Origin of the sequence: Acetobacterium sp. (assembly GCF_039830195.1) — a bacterium.
In the GTDB taxonomy this organism is placed as follows: Bacteria; Bacillota; Clostridia; order Eubacteriales; family Eubacteriaceae; genus Acetobacterium.
In genome coordinates, this window is sequence record NZ_JBDODG010000037.1 from 74,490 (window position 1) to 95,826 (window position 21,337).

Genomic DNA, 21,337 nt, shown 5'->3' on the forward strand with positions numbered 1-21,337 from the left:
TATCTGGATAAATCAATTTAAAAAGCCATCGATAATTTTTGCTTCGGCTTCCCCTTCGGTTAATCCCAAAGTCATCAGCTTAATCATCTGGTCGCCGGCAATTTTTCCAATCGCCGCTTCATGAATCAGGGTGGCATCCAGACTGTTGGCGGTAATTTCGGGAATCGCACTGACGACGCCATGGTCCATAATGATCGCATCACACTCGGAGTGACCCATACAGCGGGTGTTCCCGTTTATTTTAGAAATAAACGTCTGTCGGGAATAATCCCGGGCGACGGAACGGGAAATCAGATTAACGCTGGAATCTTCGCCATCCATATCCACTTCAAACTTGGATTCGGCAAATTGTTCGCCATGGGTCATCAGTTTTTCTTTGATCACCAGCTTTGCCCCATTTTTAAGCTTAGCGGTGGTAAAGCGTCGGGTGGAATCAACCCCTTTGATCTGGGTTGTTTCCATTTCCATATAGCTGCCTTCTTCCTGAATCACCTCGGTGACTGGATCAATAACCCGTTTACCGGTACCGGTTCCTTCGCCGATGTGTTTTTCAACGTAGCGTACCTTTGAATTTTTGCCCAGAAAGAAACGATGAATCCCATTATGCTCAGATCCGTCGCAGCTGTCCCCAGTGCTGACGCCGCAGCCGGCAATAATGGTGATATCGGCATTTTCGCCAATAAAGAAGTCGTTGTAAACCAGATCATGAACCCCGCTACATGAAACGAGCGCCGGGATAAAAACATTTTCGGATTTTGTATCGGGCTTGACAATAATATCGATGCCGGATTTATCTTCTTTGCTGACGATCTCAATATTTTCGCTGGACTGTCGGGCCACACTTTTGCTGTTTTCCCGGATATTATAAGCCCCTTTTGGCATTTCATCCAGTCCACTGACTTCTTTTAATAATTTTTTTGCGATGTCATTCATTCCTTATGCCTCCAATATATCTTGACAGTTTAAACAGTTTTTAGGATCTTCACAATGCAGGAGCTCCGGCAATACGCTTTCTTTGGCGCCCCGCTTGACAATTGCACCATCAACCATGGCGATGATTTCATCAGCCACGTCTAAAATTCGCTCCTGATGGGAGATAATCACGATGGAGTTTTCCTGGCTCTGATGCATTTTCATGAAAATATCAATGAGGTGGTTAAAGCTCCACAAATCGATACCGGCTTCCGGCTCATCAAAAATAGACAGTTTCGTATTTCTGGCAATGATGGTAGCAATTTCAATCCGCTTGATTTCACCGCCAGATAAGCCGTCATTGAGCTCTCGATTAATGTAATCCTTGGCACAAAGACCAACCTCAGACAGATAGTGGCTGGCATCCATCACGGATAGATCCTCGCCTTTGGCAATATTGATCAGGTCATGGACGGTGATTCCCTTAAACCGGACGGGCTGCTGAAAGCCGAAGCTGATGCCTCTTTGGGCCCGTTCAGTGATCGATAAATCGGTTATATCTTCTCCATAAAAAGTAATTTTACCTTTAGTGGGTTTCAATACTCCGGAAATAATTCGGGCCAGAGTTGATTTCCCACCGCCGTTTGGTCCGGTTATGGCGATAAATTTACCTTTTTCGATGGTTAAATTAACATCTTTCAAAATTTCTTTTTCATTTTCGACTTCAAATGAAATATTTTCGAGTTTTAACATTTTTTCTCCTCATCTGTTCTTTTCAAAGTTATTTAGCTCTTTTCATTATACCAAATTTTTCCTGAATTGTAATACTGATCAGCTATTATTATCTGATTTTCTCAGCTTCATTATTCTATCACTTTTTCTATTCATTGAAACTGATTTCATGGGGTAAATTTTCGCTGCTACCATGAAAGCCACAATTTACCCTTGATACCGGTTTTCTTACTGTGATTCACCGTCATATTCCCTAAATCATCATTGCTTTTGAATCATTGATTGATTATAATGTAGATAATATTATTTTTTTGTGAATCTTGCAATATAGAATTTGATTTGAAAATAAGGAGAAAACCATGAAAATTATTGTCATAGGAGCCGTTGCCGGCGGAACATCGGCAGCAGCCAAAGCCCGGCGAAATGATGATTCGGCCGAAATTATTATCTATGAAAAAGATCAGGACATTTCTTATTCCGGATGTGGCCTTCCTTATTTTATTGGTGGCAAAGTCGCATCGATCATGGAATTGACCCCCCGAACTCCCGAATTTTTTAAATCCAAATACAATATTGATGTTCATATCCGCCATGAGGTCTTAAAAATAAACATCTCCGAAAAAACGGTTGTGGTTAAAAATCTGGAAACCGAAGCCGTATTCGAAGATCGCTATGACAAATTGATAATCAGTACCGGCGCCCAGGCTTTTGTCCCACCGATAAAGGGCATTGATTTGGAGAATGTGTTTTTCCTCAGAAATGTTCAGAATGCCTTGAAAATCAAAACCTTTATGAACAGTCATCAACCTAAAACCGCTGTAATTGTCGGAACCGGCTTTATTGGCTTTGAAGTGATGGAAAATCTGATCGAATGTGGTATTAAGGTGACGCTGGTTGAACGGGCCGGTAAGCTGACTCCCAATCTTGACGAAGATATGTCTTTATACCTTGAAAAATTATTGAGTAAAAAAGAAATTCCCATCCTGAAAAATGCCAATGTAGTTGAAGCCACCAGCCAGGGTGTCGTGCTGGAAGATGGCACCCTGGTTCCCGGCGAAATGATCATAGTGGCCACCGGCGTTAAACCCAATGTGACCCTGGCCCAGGAAGCCGGCTTATTGTTGGGTGTCACCGGAGCTATTCGGGTTGATGAACGGATGATGACCATCGATACCGATGTCTATGCCTGCGGCGACTGCATTGAAACCTGGTCAACGGTTACTAAAAAACCCCATTACCGGCCGCTGGGCTCGACCGCGAATAAAACCGGTCGCATCTGTGGTGATAATATTACCGGCGGCGATGTGTTTTACCCGGGCAATTTGAGCACCGGTATTTTTAAGGTATTTGATATCAGTATTGGTAGCACCGGTTTATCGGAATCGGAAGCCCGTAAGGAAGGTTACGATATCGAGATATCACATAATATCAAACCCGATAAGCCGGGCTATTATGGCGGTCGGGAGATGCTGATTAAAGCCATCGCTGACCGGGCCACCCAAAAACTTTTAGGGGTTCAGATCATCGGTTTTGAAGGGGTCGATAAGCGACTGGATGTCTTTGTCACCCTGATTACCTATGGCGCCACCGTGGCTGAATTCTTTAATCTGGATTTAAGTTATGCCCCACCATTTTCAACTACCAAGGATCCGGTTCACTATACCGGGATGATTTTGGACAACGCCCTGAACAAAGGACGGAAGCTGATCACCGCCGCGGACTTAAAAAAAAACTGAATAATGGGGAACCCTATCAAATCATTGATACTCGGATTACTGAACAATATGCTGCCGGCCATCTGCCGAAAGCGCAAAACATTCCCCATCAGGATCTGCGTAGCAAACTGGCGCTGCTCGATCAGACCAGGCCAGTGATTACTTATTGCAATAAGGGTGTCACCGGTAATGCAACCCAGAACATCTTACTTAACCACGACTTTAAAAACGTATTTAATCTCTCGGGGGGCTTTCAGTTTTATGATGCCACTCAGGAAGATTAACAGAAAAGAGGCTATTATGAATGCTGATGATGTTTCAGTAAAAATCTTCAAAGCGTTGGGACATCCGGTTCGCTTACAAATCGTAAAATTTCTTTTAATTGAACCCCAGTGTGTATGCGTCCTGAATCAGTTATTTGATTACAGCCAGGCCAACCTTTCCCAACACCTTAAAATACTCCGGGAAGCCGGTATTCTCGAAAATCGGAAAATCGGTGTGGAAATGCACTATTCGGTAAAATTAAAGGGCATTGAAAAACTCCTCGCTGCTATGGATCTCACCGCAGCCGAATATTTCAGCACCCTGGAATTCTAACCGTTTTTTATCTTTAACCGCTCTGAATACTAATTATAGCGATCAATTATTAATCTGTTGACTATTCTACATGCTTAACAATTTTTTCACCGTAACCCTGGGGGTGGTTTTGATGCCATTTCCAGGCTGTTTTTATGATATTGTCTAAATCTGAATTGGCTGGAGTCCAGCCCAATTCCTGCCGGGCTTTTTGGGATGAGGCAATCAGTTCGGCCGGATCTCCGGCTCTTCTGGCAGTGATTTCAACTGTAAACTCTTTTTCGGTCAGTATTTTTGTTTTGGCAATGACTTCTTTGACAGAAAAACCTTTTCCGTCTCCTAAATTATAAATATCGCTTTTGCCCCCGGTCAACAGTTTTTCCATCCCTAAAATATGGGCAGCAGCGATGTCCATGACGTGGATATAATCCCGGATACAACTGCCATCAGGGGTGGGATAGTCTTCGCCGAAAATGCTGATTTTTTCCCGCTGTCCCAGAGCAGTTTTTAAAATCAGCGGCAGCAAGTGGGTTTCGGGATTGTGATCTTCCCCAATTTTTCCGCTGGGATGGGCCCCCGCGGCATTAAAATAACGAAAGGTCATCGATTTTAAGCCATGGGCCTGATCCATCCACAGCAACATTTTTTCGACCGCCAGTTTTGTCTCACCGTAGGTATTGGTGGGATTTTTGCTGCTGTTCTCCGTAATCGGACTTTCCTCCGGCTCTCCATATACTGCTGCAGTAGATGAAAAGACAAAACGCAGAACGCCATGCGTTACCATCGCTTCCAACAGACAAAGGGTGCCGTAGACATTATTATGATAATATTTGATCGGCTGCTCCATGGACTCTCCCACCAGGGAATTAGCGCAAAAATGCATGACGCAGTCAATCGGATGAGCTCTAAAGACCTGGCTGAGAAAAGCCTGATCCCGGATATCGCCTTCTTCAATCACTGCCTCTTTCGGCACCGCTCCCGGATGTCCGGTTGAGAAGTTATCCAGTACTACCACCTCATAGCCCTGTTCCATCAGCACACTGACCACATGTGATCCTATATATCCAGCGCCGCCACATACTAAAATTTTCATCGTGTTCCTCTATTTCTATTATTTATTGTTGTATTTTTTGATTTCTCTTTATTATAGAACTTTTTCTAAAAAAAAGAAACCCCGGAGGGTTTCTTTATCGTTTATTTGTCGCTAAAGGCACTTTTATTGTTGCTTAAAGCAGCCTGTGCTGCAGCCAGCCGGGCGATTGGCACCCGGAATGGTGAGCAGGAAACATAACTTAATCCCACACTGTGGAAGAAGAAAATCGATTTAGGATCGCCGCCGTGTTCGCCGCAAACCCCGATTTTAAGATCAGGCTTGGTTTTCCGGCCCAGGGTCACGCCCATTTCAACCAGTTTACCAACGCCTTCGACGTCAATGCTCTGGAATGGGTCATTTGGCAGAATACCTTTTTCTTTATAGTCAGTAATAAACTTACCGGCATCATCCCGGGAAAAACCATAGGTCATTTGGGTCAGGTCATTGGTTCCAAATGAGAAGAATTCAGCTGTTTCAGCAATCTGATCAGCAATCAGGGTAGCCCGGGGAATTTCCATCATCGTTCCTACCAGATATTCAATATCCGACTTTTTCACAGCCTTAATTACTTCAGCGGTATTTCTGACTACCTTGTCCAGATAGGTTAACTCTTCGTTAATACCAATTAAGGGAATCATGATTTCGGGGATTACATTAAAGCCAAATTTTTCTTTGACTTCAATGGCCGCTTCCATTATCGCCCGGGTTTGCATTTCAGCAATTTCCGGATAGGTAATCGCCAGACGACAACCACGATGACCCAGCATTGGGTTGAATTCTTCCAAGCCCTGAATAATAGTCATCATGTCTTCCACGGCAAAACCCATATCAGCCGCCAAAGCCTCGATGTCTTTAGTTTCTTTGGGTAGGAATTCATGGAGAGGCGGATCAAGCAAACGAACGGTAACCGGTCGGCCTTCCATGGCTTTATAGATACCGATAAAATCTTCTTTTTGCATTGGCAGAATTTCGGCCAGGGCTTTTTCCCGCTGTTCTTTTGATTCCGATAAAATCATCCGACGAACACTAGGTAGACGATATTCATCAAAGAACATGTGCTCAGTACGACAGAGGCCGATGCCTTCTGCGCCAAAACCGACCGCAACGGAGGCATCTTTGGGGGTATCGGCATTGGTCCGGACTTTCAAGGTTCTGAATTCATCCGACCAGGCCATGATCTGTCCAAAGTGTCCAGATAGTTCAGGGGTAACGGTTTTGATGCCGCCCTTGTAAACACTACCGGTACTTCCATTTAAGGAGATGTAATCCCCTTCTTTGAATACTTGATTACCGACGGTGAATTGTTTAGCGGCCTCATCTACCTTGATGGTTTCGCATCCGGCTACGCAGCATTTCCCCATCCCCCGGGCAACAACCGCCGCATGGGAGGTCATTCCACCTCGGGCGGTTAAAATCCCATTGGCGGCGTACATCCCTTCGATATCTTCTGGGGATGTTTCTTTTCTAACCAGCAGGGTTTCTTCGCCATTAGCCACAGCGGTGCAAACCGCTTCAGCGGTAAAGTAAATTTTACCGGTAGCTGCTCCTGGTGAAGCCGGCAGACCAGTGGCCAGGAGTTCAGCGGCTTTTAATGCGGCTGCTTCAAAGGTCGGGTGCAACAATTGATCCAGGGCAATCGGATCCAGTCGCAGAATGGCTTCTTCTTTTGTGATCAGCCCTTCTTCTACCATTTCCACAGCGGCACAGATAGCGGCGGCAGCCGTTCGCTTGCCAGTTCGTGTTTGCAACATAAAGAGTTTGCTTTTTTCTATGGTAAACTCGATATCCTGCATATCTTTATAATGCTTTTCCAACAATTCCGCGGTTTCATGGAATTGTTTGTACACTGCAGGCATAATATCTTTCAGTTCATCAATATCCTTGGGTGTCCGAATTCCAGCTACAACATCTTCGCCCTGGGCATTGATCAGGAATTCACCAAAAAGTTTTTTCTGTCCAGTAGCAGGATTTCGGGTAAAAGCTACCCCCGTGCCACAATCATTACCCATGTTTCCGTAAACCATGGACTGAACATTGACTGCGGTGCCAATATCGTGAGGGATATCATTCATATTTCGGTAGCTGATGGCCCGGTTGTTATTCCAGGATCTGAATACTGCTTCAATCGCCATCAATAATTGCTCTTTGGGATCCAGAGGGAAATCTTGTCCGGTTTCATCTTTGACGATTTTTTTATAAGCTACTACAATCGCTTTGAGATCGTCGGCGGTCAATTCGGTATCGTCTTTGTATCCATTTTTATCTTTAGCAGCTTCCAAAACATGATCAAATTTTTCTTTGCCGATTTCCTGAACAACATCCCCGAACATTTGAATAAAACGGCGGTAGCTGTCAAAGGCAAACCGCTCATTGTCTGTTGCTTTGGCAATTCCAGCTACAGTATCGTCATTAAGTCCGAGATTTAAGATGGTATCCATCATTCCTGGCATCGAAAACTTGGCTCCCGAACGAACTGAAACCAGCAAAGGATTATCGGCATTGCCAAATTCTTTTTCACATTCTTTTTCCAGAACACTCATGTATTCATTAATCTGGCCCACAATTTCATCGGAAAGTTTTTTATCCTGGTTGTAGTATTCAGTACAGGCCTCGGTGGTAACGGTAAAGCCTCCTGGAACTGGCAAACCGATGTTTGTCATTTCCGCAAGGTTTGCACCCTTTCCCCCCAGCAGCTCCTTCATGTTTGCATTACCTTCTTTAAACAAATAAACCCATTTTTTTGACATTTCCTCTACCTCCTCATTATATTTGCAAGTATTATCGCTGCAATTTCTTCAATTGCTTTTGATGTGACGTCAATGACAGTACATCCCAATTTATCGAAAAGCTGTTGTGCTTTTTCTAACTCCAACATGACTCTTTCGTAACTTCCATAGTTTGATGTTCCGGTGAGACCCATGGCCCGGATTCTTTCTGAGCGGATATTGACCAGATGGCCGGGATCCAGGATCAGCCCAAATATTTTATTGTTAGAAATCTCAAATAACTCCTTTGGTGGTTCAACCTCCGGCATTAACGGTATATTGGCCACCTTATAATTATTGTTGGCCAGATAAATGCTGATCGGTGTTTTGGATGTTCTTGACACCCCAATTAAAATAATATCCGCCTGATTGAGGTCAGATGTATTTTTACCATCATCGTATTTTACAGCAAATTCGATGGCTTCGATTTTTTTCACATAATGGTCATCCAGCTCCAAACTTGATGATCGGTTTCTGACCGGTTCTTCACCAGTTATACTTCTCAGCGTCTCCATCAGCGACCCCATAACATCGTAAATGGGAACACCCTTAATTTTGGCTTCTGTTTCCATATGGTGCTTTAGTTCGATTGATGCAAAACGATACACGACCAATCCATTTTCCTGTTTTGCCAAATCCAACAGGTAATCAATGCTCAGTTTATCATCAACAAATGGATGAAACCGAACTTCCCTGATGGAGTTTTCAAATACGCTGGTCCCTGCTTTTACCAGCAGTTCACCGATTTCGGTGGGCGTATCAGAAACGACAAAAATTACTATGCTCTTCAAGTTTCAACCTCATTATTCAACACTTTTCCCCATGTTAACCACATAGCGGGTAATATTTGTTCGTGAGACCTTGCCAATCAGGACTAACCGCGAAGCGCCCTTTTCATCAATTTCTTTAGTCACGATGGGCAGCGATTCGACCTCATAAAACATCGTTTTATAAGCCGCATCATATACGGATTCAGTTGGGTCCAGGTAGATAATATTGGGCATTCGGGTCATAATCATCGGAATCGGTAGCGACTCTACCTCTTTTCTTCCAATCATGGCTTTTATAAAATCCTTTCGGGACACAATCCCGGAAAGATATTTCCCGTCAACCACATACAATGTTCCGGCATTTTTGGTAAACATGGTAATAATCCCGTCGTAGATGGATGATGTTTCCTCAACGACTGTTGGCTCCGTTTGAATGTCCATGACATTAATGGTTTTGATATAACTTCCCAAAATATGCAACAATGAACGCCCCGTATAATAATAACCGACTTTTCGTTTTGCTTCTAAAATACCCATCATGGTCAGTATTTTAAGATCAGGGCGAATTGTCGCCCGATTGATATTAAGCTGCTCCGAAATTTCGTTGCTTTTTACGGGTTGCTTTTCTTTAACAATCTCGATTATTTCTTTTTGTCTATTTGTTAACTCCATCTCCAACCCCTTTGACTGTTTGATTTATTAAGTATAACACATATCATTTTATTGTAAACATATAAAATGATTTTTTAAACGCTACTGATAATTTTTTATCATTATGTTTGTATGTAACCATTTTCATATGGTTATTGACTCAGATAAAGCGTCAAATATTTTATCACCAATCCGTGTGACATTCTTTAATTCGTCCAATTGTCTGAATCCGCCATTCTTTTCCCGGTAATCAATGATCCCCTGAGCAATGACATCACCAACCCCGGGCAGTTTTTTCAGTTCTTCCAGGCTGGCAGTATTGAGATTTACTTTAGTACTCTCACCGGCTGTCGTCGTTTTGGAAACTTCGCCAATAGCGGGAATATGAATTTTCTCCTCATCCTGTAATTTTCTGGCCAGATTCAGGGACTCGACATCAGCAGCTGCAGTCAGGCCACCCACCATTTCAATGGCTTCGATCAGCCGGGCATCTTGATTTAGTGAAACGACCCCAGGCTGATTGACTGCACCGGTGATATGCACCATCATATCATTCTGAACCGCTTGGTTGTCTTCGCCATCGGTTTTATTTACAGTGGCGGAATCGGTAACACGGATTGTCGCATCATAGTTTTCTTTAAAATGATACCAACCCCAAAAAACGCCCAAAAAAACAAGCACGATGAGAATGTAGAGGATTTTATTGCGATCGAGCTTATCCATTCTACACTCCCAGAGGCTGTGCTTCCCATCGGCCTTTTTTAAGCATCCAATATTCTTGATAGCCACATTGTTCTAAATATACTTCTGCCTGGTTAAATTCGTAGATAATTCCCGCAATCGAATGGCTGTCGCCGCCGATTGTGATGGGTATATTTCTTTTTTTCATTTCCGGTATTATCCAATCAGAAGGGTAACGTCCCACTCCGGGAACCCGCATATTTGCACCAGTATTAATTTCCATCCGCGTCTTTGTTGCGGCGACACCGTCCAAACAGTTTCGCACCAATTCTTGATACCAGCTATCATTTTCATTAAAAAAGTAATTGTTTTGATTGTATTTTTTGATTAAATCAATGTGCCCCAAAATATCAGGTTCAAAGATCTTCACCATCTTTTCAAGGCTCTCATAATAATCCTTAAAAAATGCCTGTTTGTCTTCCCGATAATATTTTTTGATGCCCTGTTCAAAATCCTGTTGCGATTCGTCAATATAGGAAACATCATCCCCTGTTGTTTTTCCTAGGGTATGAATAGACATAATGGTGTAGTCCAGCCGGGGTAAAACAACTTTGGCCAGATCACTGATATCCTGACGATCGATGAAAAAATCGATTTCCATGCCGCAGTAAAGTTCAATTTGTGATGCATACTTTTCTTTTAGATTGTTGATGTCGTCCAGATAACTCTCAACATTTTCTTCCTTCATTGTCCAGTCATTGGGAAATGGCAGGGGGAAATGGCTTGACAGACCTAAACTGGTTAGCCCTGCGGCAATTCCGGCTTGCACCATTTCTTCAAGGGTATTGGTGCCATCGCAATAATCTGAATGAACATGATAATTTGCCAGTAACATTTTGATCCCTCCAAAAGTTTGCATGTGATGATTGTATCATGACATGTATTGTAAAGCAAATAAAAAAAAATTGCCGATACGACAATTTTTTAGGTTCTTTATAAAATTTTATTGAGAAAGCTTTTGGTTCGCTCTTCTTTAGGATTGAGCAGCACTTCTTCGGGAGTTCCTTCTTCACAGATTACACCGCCATCCATAAAGATAACCCGATCGGCCACTTCCCGGGCAAAACCAATTTCATGGGTAACAATGAGCATTGTCATTCCTTTTTCAGCCAGTTGCCGCATGGTTGCCAGAACTTCTCCAACCAGTTCAGGATCCAGTGCCGATGTCGGTTCATCAAACATCATGATTTTGGGGTCCATAGCCAGGGCTCTGGCAATGGCCACCCGCTGTTGCTGACCGCCAGATAAACGGGAGGGATACTCGTCTTTCTTTTCAGACAGACCGACCATACTTAGCAGATCCAGGGCTCTGGTTTCAGCTATTTTTTTATCGATTTTTTTTACAATCAGCGGAGCAATGGTCACATTATCAATTACCGTCAGATGTGGAAACAGGTTAAAGTTCTGAAAAACCATTCCCAACTCGGTACACAAAGATTGCACCGTTACCGGATCAATCTTCATCAAATCTTTATTGTTGGCGCGTTTATCCGAAAGCACGTCTTCTATATATATTTCTCCGTCTGAAATCCGTTCCAGGTGATTTAGACAACGCAACATGGTACTTTTTCCTGAGCCGCTGGCACCGATTATACAGACTACTTCGCCTTGCGAAACCTCAAGATTAACACCCTTGAGCACTTCCAAATCGCCAAAAGATTTTCGGACGTTCACTAATTTTACCATACTCATATTCATTTCCCTATCTTTCGTAAATTCCAAGTTTCTTTTCCATCATATCAAATACTACCTGAATAATGGTTGTTAAGAATAGATAAATGGCGGCTGCATAAATGTAGTAAATCCATGACCCGGTTGCGCTTGCCATTGTTTTTGTGGTTCTCAATAAATCAAATAATGCAATTGTGGATACCAGTGACGTATCCTTTAACAGCATGATCAGCTCGTTACCCAGTGGAGCTACCAGCCGTTTGTAGGTTTGGGGGATAATGATTTTTGTCATCGCCTGGCGATAGCTCATCCCCAAAGCCTTTGACGCTTCCATTTGACCGCCATCGATAGATTCAATGGCCGCCCGAATAATCTCCGCCAGATAAGCGGTGGCATTTAAAGAAAAGGCCACAAAAGCAGCAATCATTGGGTCAACTGTGAATGTTGCCCCAGTCGCGTCCAGATAAATAATAGGTATGGCATAATAAATAATAAATAATTGGAGCAACATTGGTGTTCCTCTAAAAAACCAGATATAAAACCAGGATAGTGCGTTGGCTGCCTTATTCTTTGAGAGTCTCCCCAGCGCAACAACTACGCCGAAAACTGCTCCAAAAATAATTGCGACAATTGCAATCTCTAAAGTTACAATGGTTCCATCAAAAATTGCCCATAATTGGGTTTCATTTAACACGTTGATCTTCCCTTCGTCATAAAAATTTGAACACTGACTCATGTCAGACTGTAGACAAAATCTTTTTCAACCATCCGTGACACTGAAGTACGAATCACTGAAAAAGACATTAACAGCTTAATTACTTTGTCTACAACCCTCACGAACATTTGCTCACGATGCACAGTAACACACTGCGTAATTCCTTTTTTGAATACAGAGCGTTTAGCGGGGAGCTCGTCTCCGTTTCATTTCTACCCTATAAACAGATGAACAGGACTTGTCACAGAAACTGTACCAAGTCCTATTCCATTGATTTATTTAGTTGTTGACAATCCTATTCAATAACAACCAGTTTGGTGTCGATATCTTTTGTCATATCTTCGCCAAACCATTTCATCGAAATCTCAGTCATTTTACCGCTTTCCTGTAAAGCTTTGATGGCTTCGTTAAACTTTTCAGTTGTTGCAGTGTCAGCTAAGCGTGAGGTTATTCCGATTGGTTCATTGGTTAAGACATCTGAGCTGACAACATAAAGATCAGGATTTTTGGCCACATAGTACATTGCAACGCCGACGTCGGTAATCACGTTATCGATTTGTTTGCCTTGAAGGGCTGCGAACGCATCCAGCATACCGTCAAATTTTTTGATTTCGACATTGACCGCTTCATCAACTTTTAATTTTTCTGCTGCAATATCAGCTGTGGTTTCAATTTGAGCACCCAGAATTTTACCTTCAAGTTCTTTGAAAGTTTTAACTGGTGTTGCATCTTTTCTTGAAACAATGACAATCCCGTTGGCAACGTAAGGATCACTCATACTGAAGCCTTCAAGACGTTCGGGTGTAATACTGGTGCTGGAAATGATAGCGTCGTATTGTTTAGCATTCAAGCCATTGAAAATACCATCCCAGGCAACTGTTTGAAATTCAACCTTTACTCCTAATTCTTCGGCTAAAGCATTGGCAAAGTCAATATCAAAACCAACTAATTCATTTTGATCATCTCTGAATTCCATTGGCAGATAGGTATCATCCACGCCGATACTTAATACACCATCCGCTAAAGCATCTTCCGATGTTTTGGATCCTCCGGTGGAACAGCCTGTCAGAACAAGTGCCGATAACAGTAAAACAACCAGTGATAGACCTAATAATTTTCTTTTCATAGTCTTCTCCTTTCTAAATTCCTAATGTTGTTAATTATATATTATTTTGTAAACATTAACAAGTTTTTTTAAAACCCGATGCATATTTAAACGATCTTTGAGAAGCTTTATTCACTTCTTATGAAAAAGTATTGATGAAAATTCCGATGATATTAAGTCCACCCAACCAGGTTCCCAATACGCTTCCCAAGTTTGCGAAAACCACCACCATTAACACCTTGGTTACCTTATTCCGCCAGAGCCCTTTAATGCTGCCGAGATCTTTGGGCAGCGATTCAAAATCTTCCACCTTTGGTTTCCGAAAATGAGCTTCGGTCATGCCTGCAAACCAACCTGCCGCCAGTAACGGATTTAACGACGTAATCGGCGCCGCAATAAATGCAGTCAGCACTGAGATTACATGTCCTCCGGCAATTAAGGTTCCTAACGCTGATAAGGCACCATTCCAAAGGATCCAGGTTTTTGCCTGCTCCCAACCGGAGCTGGGGTTTGCAATAAAGGTCACCACGATCAACGCCAGCAAAATGATCGGGATCATCCAGCCGATCACCTTACCGACATTGGATTTAGGAGGAACGACCTCTAACTCTGCAATATTCTGTTCTTTGTATATTTCTTCCTTGATCCCCGGCACATGGGCGGCACCAAGAACGGCTACAACCTTATTTCCCGGGGCATTTTTTATTTTATAGGCCAGGTATTGATCCCGTTCATCGACCAGATACTTTTTGACGCCTTTGAAAGCCGATCCCATCTCAGAAAGCGCGGCTGTCAGCATATCATCGGATTTGAGGTTTTCCAGATCTTCTTCGGTAATTTCTTCATCGTCCACCACGCTGAGCACAATCGAAAAAAGAACCTTGACCTTTTCCCATAAACTGCAACCTCGCCAGATCCGGTTGAAAGTAATCTGGATGCTGCGATCGGCCAAGACCAACTCCGCTCCATACTCTTTGGCACAGACGATCCCCTCCATCATTTCCTGACCGGATTCGATCCCGAACTGTTCGGCCAGCTTTCGCTGATAGTTAGACAGCAGAATGTTGATAAACATAAAACCAGCTCGTTTACTTTTGATGATTTGAACAAGGTCAGTGTTGGACCATTTGTCTTTCTGGTTAATTGCCTCGTACCGCTGCTTGTCCAGTTCGATGCAGATGGAATCCGGCCGCTCTCTTTCTATAGTATCTCGCACTTCATCTACACTGTTTTTGGAAACATGAGCCGTACCGATTAAGATTATTTCTTTGTCATTATAATTAAGCCGTGTAATATTTGATTCCAATGAACTTCCTTTCTTCAGGCCCAACAGAAAAAACTGGTCAACGCAGTATGATCCAAAATCAATCAAGCTGACCAGTTATCCTAATGCTGAGTTTAATATAAAATTAAATCAATCAGTGTCTTTGAATCCAGTCCATTAATATAATCGGTCAGTTCAATATTTTTCAAAACTTCCGACAAATCTTCTTCGACTGGCTTTACCCCAATAAACAGGGCTTCCAGATCCTGAATGTCCCCATTTCCAAAATAATCACCATAAAAATGTATCTCTTTGATTTCGCCCTTGACAACCTGAAGCAGGACCGTGATCAGGCCGAAGTCACACTTTCTCTCTTTTCTCAGATTATATTGCGGCGATTTTCCGTAATTCCAATCCCAGGTTGCATATTTTTCTGCTTTCAATTGTTCGATGGCCTGGATTTCTTCGTCTAAAAGCGTGATCTTTTCTAAATTATCATTTTCAAACATCGCTTTCAGCAACGCCGTTTTAAAATCATCCAGAGTATACCCTTCATTCAGATAGTCAGCAATGTTGGTGACCCGACTTTTAACCGATTTGATCCCCTTGGATTCAATCTTATCTTTTTTAACTTTTAAAGCACTCTGGATGGTAGCCAGATTTGAATTGAACAGGATCGTACCGTGGTGAAGAATCCGTCCCCTTTTTGCATACTGGGAGTTGCCGGAAAACTTTTTTCCATCGATGGCAATATCATTACGGCTGTTGAATTCCGCATTGACGCCAAGTGTTTTAAGAGCTTCCACCAGGGGTCGGGTAAAGGTCTGGAAATCAAATTGTTCCTGTCCGTCCTCATTGACAATAAAAGTGAAGTTCAGGTTTCCCAAATCATGGTAAACTGCCCCACCCCCAGAAAGCCGGCGGACCACCTTGATGTCATTTTCCCTGACGTACTCCTGGTTGATTTCCTCAATGGTATTCTGGTGTTTTCCGACAATGACGGCATTATCATTCTGCCACAACAGAAAATAACTCTCGCTTTTATCCATTTGATTAAACACATACTCTTCAAAGGCCAGATTTATCTGTGGATCGGTTTCTTTCCAATCGATGTATTTCATGAAAAGCCCAGCTATTTCTTGATTTCTGTTACCGAACCGCGAATATGAACCTCGTGCGGTACATAAACATTTTTCACGGTTCGGTCGCCGTCTTTTTCGCATAGTTTGATCAGCATCCGCATTGCAATGGCTCCGATGTCATACATCGGTTGGGCAACCGTCGTAATCTGTGGTCTGGTCCATTCGGCAATCCAGAAATTATTAAAGCCGCAGATACTGATGTCTTCAGGAATTTTCTTGCCCATCTCTTCGGCGCAGCGAATCGCCCCCAGAGCAGTCTGGTCGTTAAAACAGAAGACACAGGTGAAATCAACCCCTGAATTAATGGCTTCCTGCATCATCGTGTAGCCGCCGGAGAGGCTCAGCTTTTCTCTCAGGATGCGACTGTCATCAAATTCAATGTTGTTTTCTTCGAAGGCCTTGATAAAACCATTTTTTCTTTCCTGATAAATATAACCTTCTTCCAATTCATCGAAAAACAGCATAAATTTTTTATGGCCTAATTTTATCAGCTCCATCGCCAATTCATAGGCTGCTGCTTCATTATTAATCAAAACGCCGCTAAGAAATCCGCTGTCATCAGGAATACAGCCCAAAACGACTTCGCTCGGAGCATCGATCAGTTCGGCCTGCATTTCAGCGCTGAGATCTTTGCCGACATAGATGATGCCATCACATTGTTTTTCGACTAGGACATTTAACGATTTTTTTTCTTTTTCCGGATCAAAATCCGTATTACTCAAAATAATGTTGTAATGATAGATGCCACAAACATCTTCAGCACCACGGACAATCTCGGTATAATAGGGATTGGTAATATCTGGGATCATAATCCCCATGGTATTGGTTTTTTGGATTTTTAGACTTCTGGCAATGGCATTGGGTTTGTAGCCGGTCTTTTTAATCGCTTCCAATACCCGTTCCTTTGTCTCTTCGTTTACTAACGGAATATTATTGACAACTCGGGATACTGTTGCTACGGAAACGTTTGCTTCTCTGGCAACATCTACTATTTTTACTCTCATCTCTTTACCTTTCAAATTTCATAAACAATAGGTGATTGCGAAGCTGCCCTCAGCAACTTTTAATCCGCAATCACTTATTTCTAGGCCGATTATTAACAGCCTTCCACCTCTTTGATAGCATCCAGGATTAGCTGGGGCGAACGGCGGCATTTTTCTTCTGATACGGCGCAGGGTGCAAAGCGAAGACCTTTTCCCAATGCGACCACAAATGTGTTTTTTTCCATTAAATGGCTGCTGACTTCTTTTGGTTTATCACAGGGGATACTGATAAAGAATCCGTCGCAATAGGTAACCATTTCCAGGCCGATCTTTTGGGCCTCTTCCACAAAGGCGGCAGCCCGGCGTCTTAAGATGCTTTTGTAGAAGCTCTGTTCAGCCATCGCCTGGTTATACAATTCATCATTACTGAAAATTTTGGTGATGGTTTCCATCGCTCCCCGAGTGCCGTTTGACCAGTTACCGCGGTTTGAATAGGTACAGGCATTGGCAAACTCACTGGCAATTTCTTCGGTAGGTGCTACACAAAGAATAGCGCCATTTCTCAGTCCATACATGGTATAACCTTTTGAACAACTAAATGCATAAAGGGTCAATACATTATGGGGCATCCCGGTCAGCATTTTCATAAACTGACGGGCTTCATCCCCTTCTCCGGCAAAATCGATGTAGGCCAGATCTACCAGCAGAATAATCTTAGACTCAGGCTGGGCTTTGGCCGTTTCTGTTACAAAGGTCTTAATCGCTTCCCATTCTGCTAACGAAATGGTATAGCCAGTAGGGTTATGAGCTGGGGTATTGAGAACGGTTAAAACCCGTTGCTGTTTTTCCAGCAGTTCCAGCATGCTTTTTTTCCAGCCTTCTAAATTGAATCCACCCTTTTCATTATAAAGTGGGAAGGTTGTGATCTTTCGGTGATTTTCATCGGCAATAGTGGCATAGGCTGCCCAATACCAGTCGGTCAGTAAAATGGTATCACCCAGCTGGGTATAGTTACAAAAAGAATGGCGCACCGCACCGGTTCCACCTGGGGTTGCCACCGCCCGGATATGACCTTCCGGTTTACAGTCTTTGAAACAAGCTTCTGTAATTTTTTCTAAGAAATCCGGCTGACCAGCCAGGCCTGAGTAATCAGCAATCAGATTATTCGGCAGGCCTTTCAAGGTATCATAGACTGATTTGAATGTCACCAATTCGCCATTGTCATCCATCAGGGCTCCGATGGTTGAATTAATAACGGCCTCCGGACCCAATTCTTTGGTACGGTTTGCCGCTTCTCCGGCAATTCTGAAGATCGGGTCAGTACCGCCCTCTCTTAACGACGTTTCAATAACCATTTCCGCTTTTTTCATCTTTCCTCCCACTAAATCCATAGTTTATTTGTAAATTTTTTTCTTTCAGTTTCATATAAATTGTTCCCCAGGGTGTCAATGACGACAATCGCTGGAAAATTTTCGACTTCAATTTTGCGGATCGCTTCGGTTCCCAGATCTTCGTAAGCGATAATTTCAACTGATTTGATACAGTCCTGCAATAGCGCCCCGGCGCCACCGACACAGGCAAAATAAACCGCGTCATTGCTCATCATACTATTGATAACCCGCTCGCTGCGATTGCCCTTGCCGATCATCCCGCCCAGCCCGCGCTCCAATAGCTCCGGGGTATAGATATCCATCCGGCCGCTGGTGGTTGGTCCGGCTGAGCCAATAATTTCCCCGGGTTTCGCCGGACAGGGACCCACATAATAAATAATTTCATCGGTAAAATCCATCGGTAAAGCCTGTCCCTTTTCCAGCGCTTCCATCATCCGCTTGTGCGCCGCATCCCGGGCTGTGTAAATGATCCCGGAAATCCGCACATGGTCTCCGGCTCTTAATTTCTTTCTGGTCTTTTTAACTAACGGTGTTTTAATCTCAACAACAGCCATTTTATAATTCCCTTTCCACATGTCGATTCACATAGCAGGTTATATTAACCGCCACCGGCAACCCTGCTATGTGGGTCGGAAAGACTTCCACATTGACACCAAGCACCGTGTTGACTCCGCCAAGTCCCATTGGACCAATGCCCAGGGCATTGCTGGCTTCTAAAAGGTAATCTTCCAGGGCTTCGATATGTTCCAGTGGATTATGTTTCCCTAATGGCCGGCTTAGGGCTTCCTTTGCCATAATGGCAGCTTTTTCCATGGTGCCACCGACCCCGACTCCGACCACAATCGGTGCGCAGGCATTGGGACTGCCGGCTTCCACCGTCTGGAGTACGAACTCTTTAACGCCGGCCATACCATCTGATGGTTTCAGCATTTTCAGAGCGCTGGTGTTTTCGCTGCCAAAACCTTTAGGCATCAGCTTTATTTTTAAACCATCACCGGGTACCACCTGATAATGAATCACTGCCGGGGTATTGTTCCTCGTATTTGTCCGAATAAAAGGGTCGGCAACGACCGATTTCCGCAGATAGCCTTCCTGATATCCTTTGGCAACCCCGGCCTGGAGTGCCTCTTCAAGACTTCCCCCTTCAATGATCAGATCCTGTCCGAAAGACACAAACATTACAACCATACCAGTATCCTGACAAATGGGGATGTTCTTATTTTTAGCTATTTCAAAATTACAGAGCATGGTTTCAAGAATCTCTTTGCCATTTTCCGATTCCTCTGACCCCTTTGCCCGACGCAGTCCTTCCATCATGTCTGCTGATAAAAATGTATTGGCTTCGATACACATTTCTGCAACATGTTCGATAATCTGCTGAATTCCAATTTTCTTCACTGCACTCTCCTTATTTTTAATGTCTTTCTACAGGTTATCTACTTGGTCATCACACTCTTCCTCAATTTGTTTCGCTTTATCTTTTCCAACTCTGATGGAGTGAATGGAAAGATAGATTCCGCCAAAGAGAATAACGAAATAAAAGGTGATCAGACGCCAGAGGATCATTGCCACCGCTGCATTGCCTGGGCCATAAATCGGCCCAAACAATAGTAAAAATCCGGCTTCTGCGCCCCCCGCTGCTCCCGGAGTGGGGACAAAGGCCACCGCCACATAGAGAATCGCCTGAAGCGAAATAATGGTGAGGTAATTAGTCTCATTCAAACCCAATGAACGATAGACACAGTAATTGACCGTATAAAATATCAGAATCTGTAAAATGGAAACGGTAAACAATTTTACTGTCTGCATTTTATGGTCTTTTAAAGCATCAATGGCGATCTGGTATTCTTTGATAAAGTGATTGACTTTTTCAACATATTTCTCCGCATTTTTTAAAATACGAAGCTTTAACAACAGCTCCACGCAGGCCATCATAATTCCTTTTGCCGCATTGGCGTTAAAGGCCAGAATAAATATCAACACAACCCCGGCAATATTCACAATTAAACCAATCGCAATCAGCCATTTAGCCGCATCCAGACTCTGGTGCAGCGAGGTAATACTAAAAATTGTGGCGACGATAGCCAGAAATGTAACGGTCACTTGATATAATGCATATTTTTGAACCAGCACAGCCGTACCCGAACCAAAGCTATAATTTTTTTTGGACATTTCATAGAGCTGAAGGGGCTGACCCCCGGTGGCACTGGGCGTAATCAAATTATAGTACTGACCGATCATTGTCATGGTCCAGGCAAAATGAAAGGTCTCTCTGGGATTATCCCGTCGCATCAGCTTCAACAGCATATAAGCTTCCATTGCCCAATAGCCAAATACACAGCCAATCCCAAGAAGGAGAAAATAACCATTGGCCTGTTTAATTGTTCTTAAAAAAGTTTCCGGATCAACTTGGGTTAAAATAACAATCGTTGTTGCGCTGATTAGAAAAATAAAGAACAAATAGCTCGAGTATTTTTTCCAAAATTTTGTTTTCCAAAACTTTTCTTTTCTACCTGCTTGATCCATTGTGTACCATCCTAATTTCAATTGAATTAATTATAACACACTGTTATGGTAAAGTAATGTAATTTTCAGCTATTTTCATGAAATTTTCATGAATTTTCATGCTAAATCAATCCCTGAAATTCGTGTTGTCGCAACGCTTCGTATAAGACAATGTTGACAGCATTTGAAAGGTTCAGTGAACGGGCCTTTTCATGATTTCTCATCGGGATGCGAAACCGGTTATCCGGATGGGTTTCATGAATTTCTGAGGGAATCCCGGCGGTTTCTTTTCCAAACATCAGAAATGCGTCCTGATCATAGTCGATCTGGTGATAAAACTTGGTAGCTTTGGTTGTTAGAATATAGAGTTTAGCCTCCGGATTCTTTTCCAGGAACTGATCAAATGAATCATAGACGCTCACATTAACAAGCTCCCAATAATCCAGGCCGGCCCGCTTCAAGTGTTTTTCGTCCAATGAAAAACCCAGCGGTTTTATCAGATGCAGATTCGTCTCTGTCAATGCACAGGTTCTGGCAATGTTGCCAGTATTTTGGGGTATTTCTGGTTGATATAGTACAATATTCATGTTTATTCCTTTTCATTAT

General features: G+C 43.0%; 22 protein-coding genes. 3 read left to right on the forward strand and 19 right to left on the reverse strand.

What is annotated here, in order from left to right:
- Positions 1–12: 12 nt before the first annotated feature.
- Together ABGU93_RS11975 and ABGU93_RS11980 are read right to left on the reverse strand one after the other, a co-directional pair.
- Complete coding sequence (locus ABGU93_RS11975; RefSeq protein ID WP_347413679.1) at positions 13–933, reverse strand: SufD family Fe-S cluster assembly protein; 921 nt, start codon at positions 931–933, stop codon at positions 13–15.
- Positions 934–936: 3 nt separating this feature from the next.
- Positions 937–1,665, reverse strand: coding sequence for an ATP-binding cassette domain-containing protein (locus ABGU93_RS11980; RefSeq protein ID WP_347413680.1), 729 nt, complete (start codon positions 1,663–1,665; stop codon positions 937–939).
- A 338-nt stretch (positions 1,666–2,003) separates the two neighbouring features.
- Here ABGU93_RS11980 and ABGU93_RS11985 point away from each other — a divergent pair, with 338 nt between their 5' ends.
- From ABGU93_RS11985 to ABGU93_RS11995, 3 genes are read left to right on the forward strand one after another with little or no spacing between them, the layout of a single operon-like run.
- Entirely contained in the window at positions 2,004–3,380 is a 1,377-nt protein-coding gene (locus ABGU93_RS11985; protein WP_347413681.1) for an FAD-dependent oxidoreductase, read from the forward strand.
- Positions 3,381–3,415: 35 nt separating this feature from the next.
- Positions 3,416–3,643 (forward strand): rhodanese-like domain-containing protein, encoded by a 228-nt coding sequence (locus ABGU93_RS11990; protein WP_347413711.1) that lies wholly within the window; start codon positions 3,416–3,418, stop codon positions 3,641–3,643.
- 16 nt (positions 3,644–3,659) lie between these two features.
- The gene (locus ABGU93_RS11995) at positions 3,660–3,956 is read left to right on the forward strand and encodes a metalloregulator ArsR/SmtB family transcription factor (protein ID WP_026394395.1); all 297 of its coding nucleotides are present in this window, start codon (positions 3,660–3,662) and stop codon (positions 3,954–3,956) included.
- Between the two features lie 61 nt (positions 3,957–4,017).
- Here the strand turns inward: ABGU93_RS11995 and galE are convergent, their stop codons facing one another.
- The 17 genes from galE to trmL all read right to left on the reverse strand — a co-directional run bounded on the left by galE (position 4,018) and on the right by trmL (position 21,318).
- Positions 4,018–5,028 (reverse strand): UDP-glucose 4-epimerase GalE, encoded by a 1,011-nt coding sequence (gene galE, locus ABGU93_RS12000; RefSeq protein ID WP_347413682.1) that lies wholly within the window; start codon positions 5,026–5,028, stop codon positions 4,018–4,020.
- A gap of 101 nt (positions 5,029–5,129) precedes the next feature.
- Entirely contained in the window at positions 5,130–7,775 is a 2,646-nt protein-coding gene (ppdK, locus tag ABGU93_RS12005) for a pyruvate, phosphate dikinase (RefSeq protein WP_347413683.1), read from the reverse strand.
- Positions 7,776–7,780: 5 nt separating this feature from the next.
- Positions 7,781–8,584, reverse strand: coding sequence for a pyruvate, water dikinase regulatory protein (locus ABGU93_RS12010; RefSeq protein ID WP_347413684.1), 804 nt, complete (start codon positions 8,582–8,584; stop codon positions 7,781–7,783).
- Between the two features lie 12 nt (positions 8,585–8,596).
- Complete coding sequence (locus ABGU93_RS12015) at positions 8,597–9,235, reverse strand: helix-turn-helix transcriptional regulator (protein ID WP_347413685.1); 639 nt, start codon at positions 9,233–9,235, stop codon at positions 8,597–8,599.
- Between the two features lie 123 nt (positions 9,236–9,358).
- Positions 9,359–9,937 carry a helix-hairpin-helix domain-containing protein gene (locus tag ABGU93_RS12020; RefSeq protein ID WP_347413686.1) on the reverse strand — a complete coding sequence of 193 codons (579 nt, stop codon included), beginning with the start codon at positions 9,935–9,937 and terminating at the stop codon, positions 9,359–9,361.
- Position 9,938: 1 nt separating this feature from the next.
- Positions 9,939–10,790: a histidinol-phosphatase HisJ gene (gene hisJ, locus ABGU93_RS12025; protein ID WP_347413687.1), complete on the reverse strand. Its 852-nt coding sequence runs from the start codon at positions 10,788–10,790 to the stop codon at positions 9,939–9,941.
- A 98-nt stretch (positions 10,791–10,888) separates the two neighbouring features.
- Positions 10,889–11,647: an amino acid ABC transporter ATP-binding protein gene (locus ABGU93_RS12030; RefSeq protein ID WP_347413688.1), complete on the reverse strand. Its 759-nt coding sequence runs from the start codon at positions 11,645–11,647 to the stop codon at positions 10,889–10,891.
- A 10-nt stretch (positions 11,648–11,657) separates the two neighbouring features.
- Positions 11,658–12,362 (reverse strand): amino acid ABC transporter permease, encoded by a 705-nt coding sequence (locus ABGU93_RS12035; RefSeq protein WP_347413689.1) that lies wholly within the window; start codon positions 12,360–12,362, stop codon positions 11,658–11,660.
- 274 nt (positions 12,363–12,636) lie between these two features.
- The gene (locus ABGU93_RS12040) at positions 12,637–13,467 is read right to left on the reverse strand and encodes a transporter substrate-binding domain-containing protein (RefSeq protein WP_347413690.1); all 831 of its coding nucleotides are present in this window, start codon (positions 13,465–13,467) and stop codon (positions 12,637–12,639) included.
- Between the two features lie 118 nt (positions 13,468–13,585).
- Positions 13,586–14,752, reverse strand: coding sequence for a TraB/GumN family protein (locus tag ABGU93_RS12045; protein ID WP_347413691.1), 1,167 nt, complete (start codon positions 14,750–14,752; stop codon positions 13,586–13,588).
- A gap of 92 nt (positions 14,753–14,844) precedes the next feature.
- On the reverse strand, positions 14,845–15,831 hold the full coding sequence (locus ABGU93_RS12050) for a lipoate--protein ligase (RefSeq protein ID WP_347413692.1): 987 nt from the start codon (positions 15,829–15,831) through the stop codon (positions 14,845–14,847).
- An 11-nt stretch (positions 15,832–15,842) separates the two neighbouring features.
- Entirely contained in the window at positions 15,843–16,856 is a 1,014-nt protein-coding gene (locus ABGU93_RS12055; protein ID WP_347413693.1) for a LacI family DNA-binding transcriptional regulator, read from the reverse strand.
- Between the two features lie 92 nt (positions 16,857–16,948).
- Entirely contained in the window at positions 16,949–18,205 is a 1,257-nt protein-coding gene (locus tag ABGU93_RS12060) for an aminotransferase class I/II-fold pyridoxal phosphate-dependent enzyme (RefSeq protein ID WP_347413694.1), read from the reverse strand.
- An 11-nt stretch (positions 18,206–18,216) separates the two neighbouring features.
- Positions 18,217–18,780, reverse strand: coding sequence for a Fe-S-containing hydro-lyase (locus ABGU93_RS12065; RefSeq protein ID WP_347413695.1), 564 nt, complete (start codon positions 18,778–18,780; stop codon positions 18,217–18,219).
- Between the two features lies 1 nt (position 18,781).
- Positions 18,782–19,624: a fumarate hydratase gene (locus ABGU93_RS12070; RefSeq protein ID WP_347413696.1), complete on the reverse strand. Its 843-nt coding sequence runs from the start codon at positions 19,622–19,624 to the stop codon at positions 18,782–18,784.
- Positions 19,625–19,651: 27 nt separating this feature from the next.
- Positions 19,652–20,752 carry a lysylphosphatidylglycerol synthase transmembrane domain-containing protein gene (locus tag ABGU93_RS12075; RefSeq protein ID WP_347413697.1) on the reverse strand — a complete coding sequence of 367 codons (1,101 nt, stop codon included), beginning with the start codon at positions 20,750–20,752 and terminating at the stop codon, positions 19,652–19,654.
- Positions 20,753–20,853: 101 nt separating this feature from the next.
- Positions 20,854–21,318, reverse strand: a complete 465-nt coding sequence (gene trmL, locus ABGU93_RS12080) for a tRNA (uridine(34)/cytosine(34)/5-carboxymethylaminomethyluridine(34)-2'-O)-methyltransferase TrmL (RefSeq protein ID WP_347413698.1) — start codon at positions 21,316–21,318, stop codon at positions 20,854–20,856.
- Positions 21,319–21,337: the final 19 nt, after the last annotated feature.

What these genes read in the sequence shown, in the direction of transcription:
- ABGU93_RS11975 (WP_347413679.1), bottom strand. Translation starts at nt 933, where the DNA reads ATGAATGACATCGCAAAAAAATTATTAAAAGAAGTCAGTGGACTGGAT.
- ABGU93_RS12015 (WP_347413685.1), bottom strand. Translation starts at nt 9,235, where the DNA reads ATGGAGTTAACAAATAGACAAAAAGAAATAATCGAGATTGTTAAAGAA.
- ABGU93_RS12075 (WP_347413697.1), bottom strand. Translation starts at nt 20,752, where the DNA reads ATGGATCAAGCAGGTAGAAAAGAAAAGTTTTGGAAAACAAAATTTTGG.
- ABGU93_RS12020 (WP_347413686.1), bottom strand. Translation starts at nt 9,937, where the DNA reads ATGGATAAGCTCGATCGCAATAAAATCCTCTACATTCTCATCGTGCTT.
- ABGU93_RS12060 (WP_347413694.1), bottom strand. Translation starts at nt 18,205, where the DNA reads ATGAAAAAAGCGGAAATGGTTATTGAAACGTCGTTAAGAGAGGGCGGT.
- hisJ (WP_347413687.1), bottom strand. Translation starts at nt 10,790, where the DNA reads ATGTTACTGGCAAATTATCATGTTCATTCAGATTATTGCGATGGCACC.
- trmL (WP_347413698.1), bottom strand. Translation starts at nt 21,318, where the DNA reads ATGAATATTGTACTATATCAACCAGAAATACCCCAAAATACTGGCAAC.
- ABGU93_RS12050 (WP_347413692.1), bottom strand. Translation starts at nt 15,831, where the DNA reads ATGAAATACATCGATTGGAAAGAAACCGATCCACAGATAAATCTGGCC.
- ABGU93_RS12065 (WP_347413695.1), bottom strand. Translation starts at nt 18,780, where the DNA reads ATGGCTGTTGTTGAGATTAAAACACCGTTAGTTAAAAAGACCAGAAAG.
- ABGU93_RS11985 (WP_347413681.1), top strand. Translation starts at nt 2,004, where the DNA reads ATGAAAATTATTGTCATAGGAGCCGTTGCCGGCGGAACATCGGCAGCA.
- ABGU93_RS11995 (WP_026394395.1), top strand. Translation starts at nt 3,660, where the DNA reads ATGAATGCTGATGATGTTTCAGTAAAAATCTTCAAAGCGTTGGGACAT.
- ABGU93_RS11980 (WP_347413680.1), bottom strand. Translation starts at nt 1,665, where the DNA reads ATGTTAAAACTCGAAAATATTTCATTTGAAGTCGAAAATGAAAAAGAA.
- ABGU93_RS12035 (WP_347413689.1), bottom strand. Translation starts at nt 12,362, where the DNA reads ATGAGTCAGTGTTCAAATTTTTATGACGAAGGGAAGATCAACGTGTTA.
- ABGU93_RS12030 (WP_347413688.1), bottom strand. Translation starts at nt 11,647, where the DNA reads ATGAGTATGGTAAAATTAGTGAACGTCCGAAAATCTTTTGGCGATTTG.
- ABGU93_RS12040 (WP_347413690.1), bottom strand. Translation starts at nt 13,467, where the DNA reads ATGAAAAGAAAATTATTAGGTCTATCACTGGTTGTTTTACTGTTATCG.
- galE (WP_347413682.1), bottom strand. Translation starts at nt 5,028, where the DNA reads ATGAAAATTTTAGTATGTGGCGGCGCTGGATATATAGGATCACATGTG.
- ABGU93_RS12055 (WP_347413693.1), bottom strand. Translation starts at nt 16,856, where the DNA reads ATGAGAGTAAAAATAGTAGATGTTGCCAGAGAAGCAAACGTTTCCGTA.
- ppdK (WP_347413683.1), bottom strand. Translation starts at nt 7,775, where the DNA reads ATGTCAAAAAAATGGGTTTATTTGTTTAAAGAAGGTAATGCAAACATG.